Origin of the sequence: Acetatifactor muris (assembly GCF_024623325.1) — a bacterium.
In the GTDB taxonomy this organism is placed as follows: domain Bacteria; phylum Bacillota; class Clostridia; order Lachnospirales; family Lachnospiraceae; genus Acetatifactor; species Acetatifactor muris.
Genome location: NZ_JANJZD010000018.1, coordinates 70,882 through 85,695, shown reverse-complemented (window position 1 = coordinate 85,695; position 14,814 = coordinate 70,882). Strand labels below are relative to the sequence as shown.

The following is a 14,814-nucleotide window of genomic DNA, read 5'->3' as shown; positions in this document are numbered from 1 at the left end:
ACCGGGAATGCGGCTACAGTCACCTGTATTACCGCAGGAAAATAGTTAAATTCATTGGTTCGTTATTATTTTGTCATAAATTATCATTATAAGACAGGAAGGTCAGGTGTCAGATGAAAAAAGCACAGAAAATTTACTATGGCGGCGATTATAATCCAGATCAGTGGGATACGGAGACTATCGATGAGGATATGCGGCTTTTCAACAGGGCAGGGATTAACCTGCTGACGTTGCCGGTGTTCTCCTGGGCAAAGCTGGAGCCGGACGAGGGAGTATACAATTTCGAATGGCTGGATGAGATTATTGACCGAATATGGGAGCATGGTATTCATGTCTGTCTTGCCACGCCCACCACAGCCCAGCCGGCCTGGCTGTCCACCAGATATCCGGAAGTGCTTCCGGTGGACATCGCGGGAAGAAAGCGGACACATGGTATGAGAGTGTTCTTCTGTATCAACAGTTTAAAATACAGAGAACGCGCCGCCGCCATCGCAGAGGAAATGGCAAAGCGTTATGCACATCATCCGGCTCTTGCCATGTGGCATGTCTCAAACGAGTACGGTACTTATTGCTATTGTCCTGGCTGCCAGGCCAAATTCCGGCTGTGGCTCCGCAGACGATATAAAACGGTGGAGAGATTGAATGAGAAGTGGCATACCACATTCTGGGGAAGAATCGTCACCGGCTTTGAGGAAGTTACTCTTCCCACGGAGCTGAATGACGACTATCGTTTTAACCCTGCCATTCAGCTGGATTATATGCGCTTTGTCACGGATTCCACGGCAGAATGCTTCCTGAACGAATATCAGGTGCTCAAAAAATACAATCCGGAGATTCCCATCCAGACCAATATGTCCGGCTATATCAAAAAGCTGGATCAGTTTACCTTAACACAAAATCTGGATGTGGTGGGCTGGGACAATTATCCCTGGCCGGATGATCCACCCTGTTTCGTGGCTATGAAACATGATATTATGCGGGGGCTGAAGGGCGGACAGTCTTTTGTACTTACGGAACAGTCTCCCAATCAGCAGAACTGGCAGCCCTATAACCTGTTGAAGAGACCGGGGGAGGTGCGCAGACTTTCTTATCAGGCCATGGCTCATGGGGCGGACACCTGCCTTTTTTTCCAGATGCGCCAGTCCATAGCCGGCCAGGAGAAATTTCATGGCGCCGTTATCAGCCACTCCGGAAGAGAGGACACCAGGGTATTTCAGGAGGCTGCTCAACTGGGCCAGGAGCTTGCACGGATAGGGGATGCGTTTCTGGAGGGAAGAACGCCTGCAAAGGCCGGTATCCTTTTTGACTGGAACAACTGGTGGGCTCTGGAGCTTTCCAGCGGTCCCAGCAAAGACATGGATTATCTGAAGACAGTATCTTTGTATTATGAGACGCTTTTTCATAAAAATATCTCCGTGGATATTCTGTCTTATGATGCAGATCTGACAGAATATGACCTGATTCTGGCACCCATGCTGTATATGGTAAAAAAGGGGGTGGCGGAGAAGCTGGAGAACTTCGTGCGGGAGGGTGGTACGCTGGTGACCACAGTAATGTCAGGACTTGTGGATGAGAACGACCGCTGTGTATTCGGAGCCTACCCCGGAAAATTGAAGGATATGCTGGGAATATGGGTGGAGGAGACGGATGCCCTGCGTCCCTATGAGAAAAATTCCATGAAAGTGGAGAACAGTGATTATTTACCAAAAGAAGAATATGAATGTGGATTCTTATGTGATGTCATTCATCCTGAAGGAGGCGCGGAGGTACTGGCCCGTTATGGGACAGATTTCTATGCAGGTGTTCCCTGCGTGACAGTAAATCATTTCGGAGAAGGGAAAGCATATTATATTGGTACTCAGCCGGAACAGTCCTTCCTGGAAGGATTGATGGACAGAATCTGCGGAGACTGCGGCCTGAAGCCTCCGTATGCATCTGCGGAGGGAGTAGAAATAACCCTTCGCATATCTGACAGAGCACAGGTAGTATTTGTCATAAATCATAATAAGGAAGTGGCCTGGGTTGATTTCGGAGAGGAAGAACTTCTTAACCTGCTGAGTGGAGAGAAGATGACAGCAAACACAACGGTTGCGCCGGGAGATGTGATAGTGGCGAGACGGATGGCAAAGTTTGGTTTAAGCTGTATTCCTGAGAAAATATTTTCGGGCGGAGAAAAGAGGAAAGAAAATGGTAAATATTGAGAAAATAATTTTATTTCAGGGAGACTCCATAACGGACGGAGGACGTATGCGAGGTAAGGAAAATGAATGGGATTTAAACCATCAGATGGGACATGGCTATGCTTTTCTTATTAATGCCATTCTTGGAACAAAATATCCAGGAGAAAATCTGAGGTTCTATAACCGGGGACTGTCCGGCAACCGGATATCGGATTTATACGGAAGATGGGTGGAGGACTGTCTGTCTCTCAGGCCGGATGTGCTCAGCATCATGGTGGGAATCAATGACTGCGGATTTCATCTGAAAGATGGCACGGGTTCTTCTTCCGAGAGATTTGAGAAGATATATCAGCTTATGCTGGATGAGGCTAAAGCGGTCAATCCCCGTCTGAAGCTGGTACTTTGCGAGCCGTTCACCTTACCTGCCGGCGCGAGAAAGGCAGATTACGAGGATTGGAGAAGAGAGGTGGAACCCCTGCAGGAGAAGACCAGGATTCTGGCGCAGCACAACGGTGCTGTATTTGTTCCTTTACAGGCTATGTTTTTTGAGCTGCTTAAGGAGAGGGAAGCAGAATATTGGATTTGGGATGGCGTGCATCCCACTGTATGCGGACATCAGATGATTGCAAATCAATGGTTGAAATATGCGGGAGAGCTTTGGCGGGATATCTGAAAAGGAGAGAAGCCCCTATTGCCATACCATCAAATTCGGAGTACAATAGACAGGAAGTCAACGTTTCAGGATAAAAGAGGATGGAGAACAGAACGAATGATGAAAATCCGCTGTGTTGTGGAGAGGATTACATATCAGAATCCGGAAAACGGATATTCCGTTCTGAAAGTCCATGTAAAGGGATATGATGATTTGGTGACAGTGGTGGGAAACCTTCTGGATGCCAATGTGGGAGCTGTTCTGCTGATAGACGGCGACTGGAAGGTAGATTCCCGATACGGACGGCAGTTTATAGCGGAAAAGTGGGAGGAAACTCTTCCGGCAACTGTTTACGGTATGGAGAAATATTTGGGCAGCGGACTGATCAAAGGTGTGGGGCCGCAATATGCGAAACGAATTGTGCAGAAATTCGGCATCGATACTTTTAACGTTATTGAGGAAAATATTCAGATTCTTATTGAAGTGCCTGGAATTGGGAACAAGCGTATCCGGATGATTGCGGAAAGCTGGGAGAGGCAGAAGGAGGTAAAAAACATCATGCTTTTTTTACAGGAGCATGGTGTCACTACTGCTTTTGCCGCTAAAATATACAGACAGTACGGAAATGAAAGCATAGCAAAAATGAAGGAAAATCCCTTTCGGCTGGCAGACGATATCTGGGGAATCGGCTTTAAAACAGCTGACAGTATCGGGAAGAAGCTGGGATTCGGAAAGGAATCCTATGTCAGACTTCGAAGCGGAATTATGTATGCGCTGAGTGAACTGGCGGACGACGGACATGTCTATGCGGAAAAGGAGCAGCTGACCCGGAAGGCATCCGGGCTTTTGGAGGCAGAGGACTGCTGTGTCATCATGACCATGGATCAGATGCTGAAGGAAAGGGACCTGATCCAGGAAGAAGATGCCATATACCTCCCACCTTTTTACTATGCGGAAATCGGTGTGGCAGGTAAGCTGAAAAAGCTGGCTGCAGAACCTGCGGAAGACAGATTGTGGACACTGCTTGCCAGAGCCCGCAGAGAGACGGGGAACATGGAACTTTCCGTGGACGTGGGCAGAATTGAGGAAGCAGTTGGCATGAAGTATGATGACATTCAGGCAGATGCCATCCGGAAGGCGGCCATGGCAAAGGTGATGGTTCTGACAGGAGGTCCGGGTACAGGAAAAACCACCACCACCCAGGGAATCATTGCAGCTTATCGGGCCTATGGACTGAAGATTTTACTTGCGGCACCGACAGGCAGAGCGGCAAAGCGGATGACGGAAGCCACAGGTCTGGAAGCGAAGACACTTCACAGGCTTTTGGAATGTAAGCCCCCGGAAGGATACGCAAGAAATGAAGAAAAGCCGCTGGAAGGGGATGTGCTGATTGTCGACGAATGTTCCATGATCGACATTATTCTCATGAATTCTCTGATGAAAGCAATCCCCGGGAATATGCGTCTGATTTTGGTGGGAGATATCGACCAGCTGCCTTCTGTGGGAGCCGGAAATGTACTGAGGGATGTGATTGACTCAAAACGATTTCCTGTGATTCGTCTGACCAGAATTTTCCGGCAGGCACAGGAGAGCAGAATCATTATGAATGCACACAGAATCAATGCCGGCTGTATGCCCGATATTTCCAACGGCAGGAATACGGATTTTTTCTTTCTGGAAAAGGAAGAACCGGAGGAGGCTGTGCATGAGATTGTGGAACTGGTAAAAAATAAGCTTCCGCGATATTATAATATGCCTTCTTCTGTGATACAGGTGCTGACACCCATGCAGAAAGGAACAGTGGGGGCAACCAACTTAAATCTGGCGCTGCAGGAAGCCGTAAATCCCGGAGGAGAAGGACTCAGAAGGAGTGGTTTTGTCTTTCGGCCCGGAGATAAGGTCATGCAGATTAAAAATAATTATGACAGGGAAATATTTAACGGAGATATCGGAATCATAGAGCGTGTGGATATGACAGACCGCATCCTGACTGTGGACTTTGACGGCCGGAAGATCTGCTATGAGGCTGCAGAGCTGGACGAGCTGGTTCATGCCTATGCCACTACCATACACAAGGCCCAGGGTTCGGAGTATCCGATTGTGGTTATGCCGGTGCTGATGAATCACTTTGTGATGCTGCAGAGGAATCTGATTTACACCGGAATTACCAGAGCGAAGAAAATTCTGGTTATGGTGGGGACGAAAAAAGCACTTGCTTACGCCGTAAGAAATGTGACAGTGACGAAGCGGAATACAATGCTCAGAGATCGACTGACTGACCAGGACAAAAAGAGTACGAATGGAGCAGATATAAGATAATCTCTGTCATATGATATATTTCAGATGTGCCGGGCAGAGGGGATGAGAGGAGTAATACAAATGACGAAGAAACAACGTGCGCTGGAAATCATTGACAGGCTGAAGAAAGAATATCCTGAGGCCGGATGCAGCCTGGATTATGATCAGGCCTGGAAGCTGCTTGTGAGCGTGCGTCTGGCAGCGCAATGTACGGATGCAAGGGTAAATGTGGTGGTAGAGAAATTATATGATAAATTTCCTGATGTAAATGCCCTGGCACAGGCACCTGTGGAAGAAATTGAAAGTATTGTTCATCCCTGCGGTCTGGGCAACAGTAAGGCCAGAGACATCAGCGCCTGTATGAAAATGCTCCGGGATGTATATGACGGGAAAGTGCCGGAAGATTTTGATAAACTGCTGGCTCTGCCGGGAGTGGGACGAAAAAGCGCCAATCTCATTATGGGAGATGTCTTCGGAAAGCCGGCCATTGTCACGGACACACACTGTATTCGGCTGGTGAACAGAATGGGTCTGGTAGATGGAATAAAGGAACCGGCAAAGGTGGAAAAGGCACTCTGGAAAATCATTCCGCCACAGGAGGGAAATGATTTCTGTCATCGTCTGGTACATCACGGCAGAGCGGTCTGCACGGCGCGGACAAAGCCATATTGTGACAAATGCTGTCTGCTGGATATCTGTAAAAAGGCAGGTGTGGAATAACACAAGTTGCGAATTCTATCTGCATTACTGTGGGAATATAGATTATTATAAACTCTTTGCTTTGGGAGAGGATTTATGGAAATCTATATAGTGAGGCCGGGAGACAGTGTGGACGGTATTGCACAGGAACTGGGAGAAAATGTGGAGCAGATCATATACGATAATCAGCTGGTGTATCCGTACGAGCTTGCCGTTGGGCAGGCTCTTTATATTGACAGAGGTACCAGAAATGCGGTGAGAGCGATTTCGGTGAGCGGTTATGCGTATCCTTTTATTGACGGGCAGGTGTTGGAACAGACATTGCCTTTTTTGTCCGAGCTGCCGGTTTTCTCCTATGGATTTACAAAGGAAGGAGAATTGCTGCCTCCGACTTACGGAGATGTGGAATGGATGATTGCCTCCGCCTACAGATTTGGTACAAAGCCCATATTGACACTGACTCCTTTCGGACCGGACGGAAATTTTAACAATCAGCTGATTCATTCTGTTGTAAACAGTCCAGAATATACAGACAGGCTCCTTGAAAACCTGTTGGAAACCATGGATGAGAAAGGTTATCAGGGGGTTGACATTGATTTTGAATACATTCTGGCTGAGGACAGGGATGCTTTTACAGCCTTTGTGTGGAAGGTGGCGGATACCATGCGTGATGCGGGGTATCACACTTCCGTGGCGCTGGCTCCCAAAACAAGTGCCAGTCAGCCGGGTCTTCTGTATGAAGGAAAGGATTACAGGGCATTGGGAGAGGCCGCAGATCATGTGCTGCTGATGACTTATGAATGGGGCTATACCTATGGACCGCCCATGGCGGTGGCGCCTGTCAATCAGGTGCGGAGAGTGGTGGAATATGCGCTGACAGAAATACCGGCGGCCAAAATTGATCTGGGAATTCCCAATTACGGATACGACTGGCCTCTCCCCTATGTAAGAGGATTGACCAAAGCAGTCACTCTGGGCAATGTGGAGGCTGTGCGCCTTGCGGTGAAACAGGGCGCGGAAATCCGATTTGACAGTGTGGCTGAAAGCCCGTATTTTACTTATGTCAGTGAAGGTGTTTCTCATGAGGTATGGTTTGAGGATGTACGGAGCCTCCAGGCAAAGTTCCGGCTGATTCAGGAGTATCAGCTGCGCGGCTGCGGGTACTGGCAGATTATGAAATGGTTTCGAGCCAACTGGCTGCTCCTGCAGAATCAGTTCTACATTTCCAAATAAGTGAATATGCACAGGGGATTCGTTGACGCGGGCAGTTTTTTGTATTACAATATCTGTAAATAACATTAAGAATTCCGGAGAGTGTTATGAAAAATGTTAAAATTGACTATAAAAGATGGATGCTGTATCTGTTTATTTTAATAGCGGCAGTAATTCCGCTTATGGTCTGCAGTAAATGTTCTCCCTTGTATCCGTTTAACGACTGGCCGGATATCAATATTTTTTTTACAATGGGAAAAGGATTGATGAACGGGTATGTACCCTATTTGGATTTGGTAGATCATAAGGGGCCGTATCTGTATCTGGCAGCCGGAATAGGGTATTTATTTTCTCACACTGGATTTGGAGGATATTTTCTGCTTGAACTGCTCAGCATGTTTTTCTTTCTGCTCTATACTCGCAAGATTGTCCGCCTATATACAAAGGGGCCGGTCTTGTGGCTGTTGCCGATTCTGTGTACAGGGATTACAGCTTCCAAAAGCTTTGTACATGGAGGAAGTCTGGAAGAACTCTGCCTGGGAATTTTCGCTTATGCAGTGTATTCGCTGCTCTCCTGGCTCAGAAGCGATGAAAAAAGGCCCATGTCCCGGGTGACACTGGTGATGAATGGTTTTTGGGCCGGTGTTTTTCTCTGGTCCAAATTCACGCTTCTGGGATTTTATATGGCGTGGATTGCTGTGGCGGCATTGAGAGAGCTGGGGAAGAAACAGCTGCGGGAATTGTTTCGAAGTGTGGGATTGTTTCTGGCCGGGATGCTTGCGGCGACAATTCCCTGGCTGATTTATTTCAGTATAAACGGTGCATTAAAAGAATGGTTTGAGATATATCTGTGGGATAATATTTTCGGATATACGTCGTGGGGAGAAATTTCTCTGATCAGGAAAATTCAGGAGGCAGGCCTCAGTATATTGCGTTTTCTCAAGGACAGAGAAAATCGTTATTATTCTGTCTGGATTATAACAGGAGCTTTGTTTTATGCTGTATTTCCTGTCAGAATCATTTCCTGGAAGGAAAAGTTCTCCCTATTGTTGCTGGGAATGGCAATGGGGCTGGGGCTTTTTATCGGCGGAAATCTGCAGGACTATTATGGACTTCCTCTGGCTGTATTCTGTGCGTTTGGGATTCTGGGACCTGCAGTTGTCCTGGACAGACCTGCCAAATGGCTGCAGGAACATTTGAAAAAGGGAGCTCAGTATTTATATGTGCTGATTTTTCCGGGGATGTTAATTCTGGCCGCGTGGACAGGCTGTCGATTAAGTTCCAATGCGTATCTCCTCTCAGTGGACAAGTCAGCGATGCCACAGTTTCGTTTTGCGGAAAGGATACAGCGGGCCGGGGACAAATCCGTGCTGAATTACGGATTTCTGGACGGCGGTTTTTATACGGTTCTGGATGAAACACCGAAGGTAAGATATTTTTGCGTCACAAATCTGAATCCGGACAGAATGCTTTTGGAACAGAATAACTATGTGGCGGATCGGAAAACACATTTTGTCGTATGCTGGAAAGCATATCCGGCGGAGGAAGAGGAGCTGAAAAATCTGCCGATTGTAACGGAGTTTTACGAGCTGGTGGATTATGTTTATTTTTATCTGGAAGCGGATATAAGGACATATGCGCTGTACGAGCTTCGGGAGGAATAATACAACATTTGTTTTAAGACGGAGGTGAACAGTATGAGAATGTATGACATAATCATGAAAAAACGAAACGGAGGCGAGCTTTCCACGGAGGAAATCAATTTCTTTGTGGAGGGGTATACGAAAGGGGAGATCCCCGATTATCAGGTATCCGCTTTGATGATGGCTGTGTATTTTCAGAAGATGACTGAACAGGAGACACTGGCCCTTACCATGGCCATGGCCGACAGCGGAGATACGCTGGACTTGTCGGAGATTCAGGGGATTAAAGTGGATAAGCACAGTACGGGAGGTGTGGGTGACAAGACTTCTCTGGCATTGGCGCCTATGGCGGCGGCCTGCGGCATACCTGTGGCGAAGATGAGCGGCCGGGGCCTTGGGCATACGGGAGGAACCATTGACAAACTGGAAAGCTTTCCCGGATTTACCACCGCACTTACCAGAAGGCAGTTTGTTGAGAATGTAAATCGCATTGGCGTTGCCATCATGGGTCAGACTGCAGACCTGGCGCCTGCGGATAAAAAGCTTTATGCCCTTCGGGATGTGACGGCCACAGTGGATAATATGTCGCTGATTGCCAGTTCCATTATGAGCAAAAAGCTGGCAGCCGGGGCGGATGCCATTGTGCTGGATGTGAAGACCGGAAGCGGTGCATTCATGAAGAAGGAGCAGGATGCCAGAGCTCTGGCACAGGAGATGGTGAAAATCGGAAAGAATGCCAGGCGCAGAACCATTGCCGTGATTTCGGACATGGACCAGCCTCTGGGGTATGCCGTGGGAAATGCGCTGGAGGTGAAGGAGGCCATTGAGACTCTCCAGGGAAAGGGACCTGCGGATTTTGTGGAACTGTGTCTGACATTGGGCAGCAGGATGCTCATGGCAGGCGGAAAAGCGGACACTGTACAGGAGGCGAAAGAGCGTCTCAGGAAGGTGATTGCAGACGGCAGTGCTTTGAAGAAGCTGGCGGAATTTGTGGAAGCGCAGGGAGGCAATGCGGACGCCGTATACAATATGGGACTGTTGCCGGCGGCCAGGATTGTCCGCCCTATTCCGGCGCCGGTAAGTGGTTACATAAATCATATTACCTGTGATGAAGTGGGAATTTGTTCCCTGATTTTGGGAGGCGGACGGGAGACAAAAGAAAGTGCGATTGATCTGTCCGTCGGGCTGGTCCTGTGTAAAAAGTCTGGGGACTATGTGGAGGCCGGCGAGCCTCTGGCAATGCTCCATGCCAATGATGAAACCAGAGCGGAGGAGGCTGCAAATCGCTATCTGAAGGCCTGTTCTATTGCGGATACACCTCGGGAACGGACGGATTTTATCAGGGGAATTTTGGAATAGATGCATGAATGCAGGGGCATAGTTTCCCGTCTGTGATAATATAATGGGAACATGAAGAAAAACAATAACCGCATTCAAAAAAACGAATCCAGAAAAAGTGAGACAAGGAAAGAGACAATTATTGAATCTCTCAAATTCCCGAAAGATATCTGTATGGGAGCCATAAAGGTAACTATGACAGGTAATCGGGAAGCATGGATTGAGAATTACCGGGGGATTCTGGAGTATACGGAATGCCTGATACTGCTTCAGGGCAAGACATGTCAGGTCTGCTTTGAGGGTACCGGGCTTACCGTTGACTATTATACCAATGAGGACATGAAGATCAGCGGCTGTATCAGCTGCATAAAGTATATTTGAGTTAGGGGTATCAGACCATGATCAAATTTCTGAAATATATCAGGGGATATCTGCGTGTCCGTATATGGGGATTTTCTCCGGAGCGTTTTATGAATCTGTGCAGTAATAAAGGAATTCTGCTGTGGGATATTGTCCGGGAAGGCGATGTCTACTATATGAATATCAGCCTGAAAGGATTCTGGGAACTTCGGCCGGTTTTAAGGAAAACGGGGACAAGGGTAGCCGTATTGGAAAGATATGGACTGCCTTTTTTTCTGCCCCGGCTGCTGAAACGAAAAGTATTTGTACTTGGATTTCTGCTGGCAATTGCCTTTTGGACGCTCTCTTCTCTTTACATATGGGACATAGAGCTGAGCGGCAATTACCAGATAACGGAGGACATATTTGAAAGCTTTCTGAAGGCAAACGCGGTGACTGTGGGAATGCGCAGGGACTCCCTGAATATAGAGGAGCTGGAAAAAGAAATCCGCAGAACCTTTCCGCAGATTACCTGGGCTTCCGCAAAGTTAAGCGGTACAAAGCTGCTGATAGAGATTAAGGAGAACGATGCACCCATTGTGGTGGAAAGACCGGAATCCACATCGGGAACAGATCTGGTCGCCGGGTATGACGGGATAATTGCGTCAATGATTGTCAGAAGCGGTGTACCCAAAGTGGCCATAGGAGATACTGTGGAAAAGGGGACGATTCTGGTAGAAGGCAAGGTACCGGTTTACAATGAAGACCAGACAGTCCGGGAATATTATTATGTGGATGCAGATGCGGATATTTTGCTGGAGCATGTGGTCACTTTTACAGAAAGTCTCCCTATGGAGTATATAAAAAAGGAATACACGGGCCGGGAGAAGAAAAGTCATTATCTGAAAATAGGGGAGAAGACATATAAGCTGCCGGAAACTCCTCCCTTTCTGGTATATGACAGCCTGATGAAAGAAAGCAGACCGCTGGCCCTTGAGAAACTGTCTATCCCCATATTCTGGGGGGAGGTAACCAACAGAGAATACCAGAATGTGGAATACAATTATTCGCTTGAGGAGGCGAAAATACTTCTTAATCAAAAATTAATAGATTTTCTTACAGATTTAGAAGAAAAAGGGGTACAAATTATTGAAAAAGATGTTAAAATAGAGAAGAGTGACAATGCATGGGTGGTCACCGGGAATTTCCTGGTGAGGGAACCTGTGAGTGAAAGTATGGAAACGCTGAAAGCAGAGCAAGAGGAAACAGATGAGTGATTTTTCATTAAAACTGCATATGCCTGTGGAACATATGCAGAAAATATTCGGGATGCAGGATGCATATCTGAAAAAGCTGGAGAGAGATTTTGACGTATCCATTGTGGACCGCAACGGCGGCATTGTAATCAGTGGAGACGAGGATAGGGTGAAAAAGGCGGAAGGCGTTTTAAGACAGCTTTCCATTATCTCCCAGAGAGGAAATGAAATAGAGGAGCAGAGTGTGGATTACGCGATTACATTGGGAATGGAAGAAAAGGAAAAAGCATTGACAGAGATTGACTCCGACTGTATCTGTCATACGGTAAACGGCAAGCCGGTGAAGCCGAAGACACTGGGACAGAAGGCCTATGTGGATGCCATCCGGAAGAACATGCTGGTATTCAGCCTGGGACCGGCGGGAACAGGGAAAACGTATCTTGCCATGGCTATGGCGATTACCGCATTTAAGAACAACGAGGTGGGAAGGATTATTCTGACCAGACCTGCCATTGAAGCAGGTGAAAAGCTGGGCTTTCTGCCGGGAGACCTGCAGAGTAAGGTGGACCCCTATCTGCGGCCGCTCTATGATGCCCTGTATCAGATTATGGGAGCTGAGAGCTTTGCCAAAAATATGGAAAAGGGATTGATTGAGGTGGCCCCCCTTGCTTATATGCGCGGGCGGACATTGGACAATGCCTATATCATTCTGGATGAGGCACAGAATACGACACCGGCTCAGATGAAAATGTTTCTGACCAGAATCGGATTTGGATCCAAAGTGGTGGTCACAGGCGATAATTCCCAGAAGGATCTGCCTGCCGGCACGAAATCAGGATTGGACATTGCAGTCAGGGTATTGAAGGGAATCGACGATATTGCTTTCTGCACATTGACCAGCAAGGATGTGGTACGTCACCCTCTGGTACAGAAGATTGTCCAGGCATACGAGAAGTTCGAGACAAAGGAAGCCGCCGGAAGCAGACAGAAAACCGGGGAGAGGCAGAGGAGCAGAAGGTAGGTATGCATTTATACGTAGAGAAAGAGACGGAACAAAGTCTTCCGTTTTCGGCAGAGGAAACGGCAAACCTTGTCTGCAGCGCGGTGCTGGAAGAGGAAAGCTGCCCTTATGAAGTACAGATCAATGTCATTCTGACAGATAATGAGGGAATACATGCGCTGAACAGGGAGTACAGGGGCGTGGACAGGGAGACGGATGTGCTTTCTTTTCCGAATGTGGACTTTCAGAAGAGCGGTGTTTTCGACATTGACGAGGACGCGGAGGCGGATTACTTTGACCCGGAGAGCGGAGAGCTGGTGCTGGGAGATATTATGATTTCCGTGGACAAGGTGTATGAACAGGCGGAAAGCTATGGCCACAGTGTCAGAAGAGAGTTTGCTTTTCTGCTGGCACATAGTATGCTGCATTTATGCGGCTATGATCATATGGAAGAGACAGAGCGGATGGTCATGGAACGAAAGCAGGAAGAAATACTGACAGGCCTGGATATTACGCGGGATTAAGATGAAACTGAGGAACAGCAGATGAACCATGGAGAGGTAAAGCGACGGCAGGCGGAAGAAGTTACCAATATACTGACGCTGATTACGATATTAATCGCAGGACAGCTGACTGGAAATAAAGGAATTGCCTATGTGGCGGTGGCGGTGGAAGTTTATGCACTGGTGTGGACTGCAGTGAGCGGAAATCTGTCCGATACGCTGGGACGGCTGCTGCGGGGCAGAAAGAACAGGGGACAGTACGGCAATATCGGAACACTGCGCAGAAACACTATGTTTTTTCAGATTGCTCTGGGGCTGACAGGAAGTCTGATTCTGCTTTTTTTTGCGGGAAATATTGCGGAGGGAATATTTGACATCCGTTACAGTACATTTATTCTCAGAGTGCTCTCGCCCATTATATTGCTGAGAACCGTCAGCGCCGTGCTTCTGGGATACTTTCAGGGGGACGGTTCGGAACTTCCCAGGGCAATTTCCGGAATTCTGCGGCAGATTTTTATTCTGGGTTTTGGACTGATGTTTTCCGGAATGATGAAAAATCATGGTGAAAAGGTGAGCAATCTGCTGATGCAGGAGAATTTTACTTTTATGTACAGCGGCGCGGGAATCGCCATTGCCGTCTGTCTTGCCGAGATTTTTATCATTATCTTTCTGACGGTTATTTTCAGAGGCAGTCAGCGTGCGGAAAGGAGAAACCGGCAGGAAGAAAGATATTCTGCAGAGTCTTTTTTTGACAGTGTCAGATATCTGTATGTAAGCAGATGGCCGATGCTTGTGACGGGAGTACTGGAGGCTGTTCCCCTTGCGGCAGGGCTGATTTTCTTTGTCAGAGCAGCGGAAGATGAAAATGCGGCGGCTCTGGAATACGGATTGTATGCGGGAAAATATCTGGCAATCTGCGGAATCATAGTATGTCTGATATCTGCTGTGTCTCTTCCGGTTACGGCAAGAATCTTTACCTGTCTCAGAAGCGGAGAAAACCGGTTCGCGAAGAAGGTTTTTCAGAGCGGGGTACACATCTGTCTGATACATGGAATTTTCAGTTCCGTGTTCCTGGCTTTTATGGGAGAACAGCTGGCAGGGCTTCTGTGTCCTGAAAATGAAGGACTTGTGCAGAAGATGTTTGCAGGCGGGTCGACGCTGGTGCTGTTCACGGCACTGGCCTGCTATTTTGGCCGTTTTCTGCAGATTACGGGGAAGAAGTATCTGGTGCTGGGAGCCGTGGGAACGGGAGATATCATCTTTATCATTTTTTCGCTGGTTTTGATTCGAGTGAGCAAAGTGGGTATCCTGGCTCTTGTATATGGGGGAATGGCCGGAATGGCAGTGCTCTGTGTTGTGCTGGGGCTGTTTGCCTACAGGCAGCTGCGGACACAGGCCGACTGGCTCGGCATCCTGATTGTTCCCCTGGGAGCAGGAGGTGCATCAGGACTGGTCAGCATGCTTCTGGGCAGAACTCTGTCCCCCTACCTGGGCAGTCTCGGGACGCTGCTGACAGGTTTTGCGGTCAGCACAGTTATATACTGGATACTTTTGCTGGTACTTCGCAACTTTAAGGAACATGAACTGGAAGCAATTCCGGGGGGACGCCTGATTGAAAAGGCAGGACAATTGTTCCATATTTTTTGATATTTACCTGTATAAACGAATATAAAAAAGCTGATACTACGATGGAA

General features: G+C 47.9%; 12 protein-coding genes. All 12 read left to right on the top strand.

What is annotated here, in order from left to right:
* Nucleotides 1-113 precede the first annotated feature (113 nt).
* Nucleotides 114-2,201 (top strand): beta-galactosidase, encoded by a 2,088-nt coding sequence (locus NSB25_RS17105; RefSeq protein ID WP_103240707.1) that lies wholly within the window; start codon nt 114-116, stop codon nt 2,199-2,201.
* Nucleotides 2,188-2,853 carry an SGNH/GDSL hydrolase family protein gene (locus tag NSB25_RS17100; protein ID WP_103240706.1) on the top strand — a complete coding sequence of 222 codons (666 nt, stop codon included), beginning with the start codon at nt 2,188-2,190 and terminating at the stop codon, nt 2,851-2,853. Before NSB25_RS17105 ends, NSB25_RS17100 begins: the two co-directional genes overlap by 14 nt.
* Before the next feature lie 96 nt (nt 2,854-2,949).
* Nucleotides 2,950-5,151, top strand: coding sequence for an SF1B family DNA helicase RecD2 (gene recD2, locus NSB25_RS17095; RefSeq protein ID WP_103240705.1), 2,202 nt, complete (start codon nt 2,950-2,952; stop codon nt 5,149-5,151).
* Nucleotides 5,152-5,211: 60 nt separating this feature from the next.
* Complete coding sequence (locus tag NSB25_RS17090) at nt 5,212-5,850, top strand: endonuclease III domain-containing protein (RefSeq protein WP_103240704.1); 639 nt, start codon at nt 5,212-5,214, stop codon at nt 5,848-5,850.
* A gap of 75 nt (nt 5,851-5,925) precedes the next feature.
* Nucleotides 5,926-7,062 carry a glycosyl hydrolase family 18 protein gene (locus NSB25_RS17085; protein WP_103240703.1) on the top strand — a complete coding sequence of 379 codons (1,137 nt, stop codon included), beginning with the start codon at nt 5,926-5,928 and terminating at the stop codon, nt 7,060-7,062.
* An 86-nt stretch (nt 7,063-7,148) separates the two neighbouring features.
* Nucleotides 7,149-8,705 carry a hypothetical protein gene (locus NSB25_RS17080; RefSeq protein WP_103240702.1) on the top strand — a complete coding sequence of 519 codons (1,557 nt, stop codon included), beginning with the start codon at nt 7,149-7,151 and terminating at the stop codon, nt 8,703-8,705.
* 33 nt (nt 8,706-8,738) lie between these two features.
* Nucleotides 8,739-10,043, top strand: a complete 1,305-nt coding sequence (locus NSB25_RS17075; protein WP_103240701.1) for a pyrimidine-nucleoside phosphorylase — start codon at nt 8,739-8,741, stop codon at nt 10,041-10,043.
* Between the two features lie 51 nt (nt 10,044-10,094).
* Complete coding sequence (locus NSB25_RS17070) at nt 10,095-10,403, top strand: YabP/YqfC family sporulation protein (protein ID WP_103240700.1); 309 nt, start codon at nt 10,095-10,097, stop codon at nt 10,401-10,403.
* Nucleotides 10,404-10,420: 17 nt separating this feature from the next.
* Nucleotides 10,421-11,638, top strand: coding sequence for a sporulation protein YqfD (locus NSB25_RS17065; protein ID WP_103240699.1), 1,218 nt, complete (start codon nt 10,421-10,423; stop codon nt 11,636-11,638).
* Nucleotides 11,631-12,638, top strand: a complete 1,008-nt coding sequence (locus NSB25_RS17060; RefSeq protein ID WP_103240698.1) for a PhoH family protein — start codon at nt 11,631-11,633, stop codon at nt 12,636-12,638. The genes NSB25_RS17065 and NSB25_RS17060 overlap by 8 nt, the downstream gene beginning before the upstream one ends.
* Nucleotides 12,639-12,640: 2 nt before the next feature.
* Nucleotides 12,641-13,141, top strand: coding sequence for an rRNA maturation RNase YbeY (gene ybeY / locus NSB25_RS17055; RefSeq protein WP_103240697.1), 501 nt, complete (start codon nt 12,641-12,643; stop codon nt 13,139-13,141).
* A 21-nt stretch (nt 13,142-13,162) separates the two neighbouring features.
* Nucleotides 13,163-14,767 (top strand): MATE family efflux transporter, encoded by a 1,605-nt coding sequence (locus NSB25_RS17050; RefSeq protein WP_103240696.1) that lies wholly within the window; start codon nt 13,163-13,165, stop codon nt 14,765-14,767.
* Nucleotides 14,768-14,814 lie beyond the last annotated feature (47 nt).

Excerpts from the sequence above, each read along its gene's own strand:
- NSB25_RS17105 (WP_103240707.1), top strand. The coding sequence starts at position 114 with ATGAAAAAAGCACAGAAAATTTACTATGGCGGCGATTATAATCCAGAT.
- NSB25_RS17100 (WP_103240706.1), top strand. The coding sequence starts at position 2,188 with ATGGTAAATATTGAGAAAATAATTTTATTTCAGGGAGACTCCATAACG.
- recD2 (WP_103240705.1), top strand. The coding sequence starts at position 2,950 with ATGATGAAAATCCGCTGTGTTGTGGAGAGGATTACATATCAGAATCCG.
- NSB25_RS17090 (WP_103240704.1), top strand. The coding sequence starts at position 5,212 with ATGACGAAGAAACAACGTGCGCTGGAAATCATTGACAGGCTGAAGAAA.
- NSB25_RS17085 (WP_103240703.1), top strand. The coding sequence starts at position 5,926 with ATGGAAATCTATATAGTGAGGCCGGGAGACAGTGTGGACGGTATTGCA.
- NSB25_RS17080 (WP_103240702.1), top strand. The coding sequence starts at position 7,149 with ATGAAAAATGTTAAAATTGACTATAAAAGATGGATGCTGTATCTGTTT.
- NSB25_RS17075 (WP_103240701.1), top strand. The coding sequence starts at position 8,739 with ATGAGAATGTATGACATAATCATGAAAAAACGAAACGGAGGCGAGCTT.
- NSB25_RS17070 (WP_103240700.1), top strand. The coding sequence starts at position 10,095 with ATGAAGAAAAACAATAACCGCATTCAAAAAAACGAATCCAGAAAAAGT.
- NSB25_RS17065 (WP_103240699.1), top strand. The coding sequence starts at position 10,421 with ATGATCAAATTTCTGAAATATATCAGGGGATATCTGCGTGTCCGTATA.
- NSB25_RS17060 (WP_103240698.1), top strand. The coding sequence starts at position 11,631 with ATGAGTGATTTTTCATTAAAACTGCATATGCCTGTGGAACATATGCAG.
- ybeY (WP_103240697.1), top strand. The coding sequence starts at position 12,641 with ATGCATTTATACGTAGAGAAAGAGACGGAACAAAGTCTTCCGTTTTCG.
- NSB25_RS17050 (WP_103240696.1), top strand. The coding sequence starts at position 13,163 with ATGAACCATGGAGAGGTAAAGCGACGGCAGGCGGAAGAAGTTACCAAT.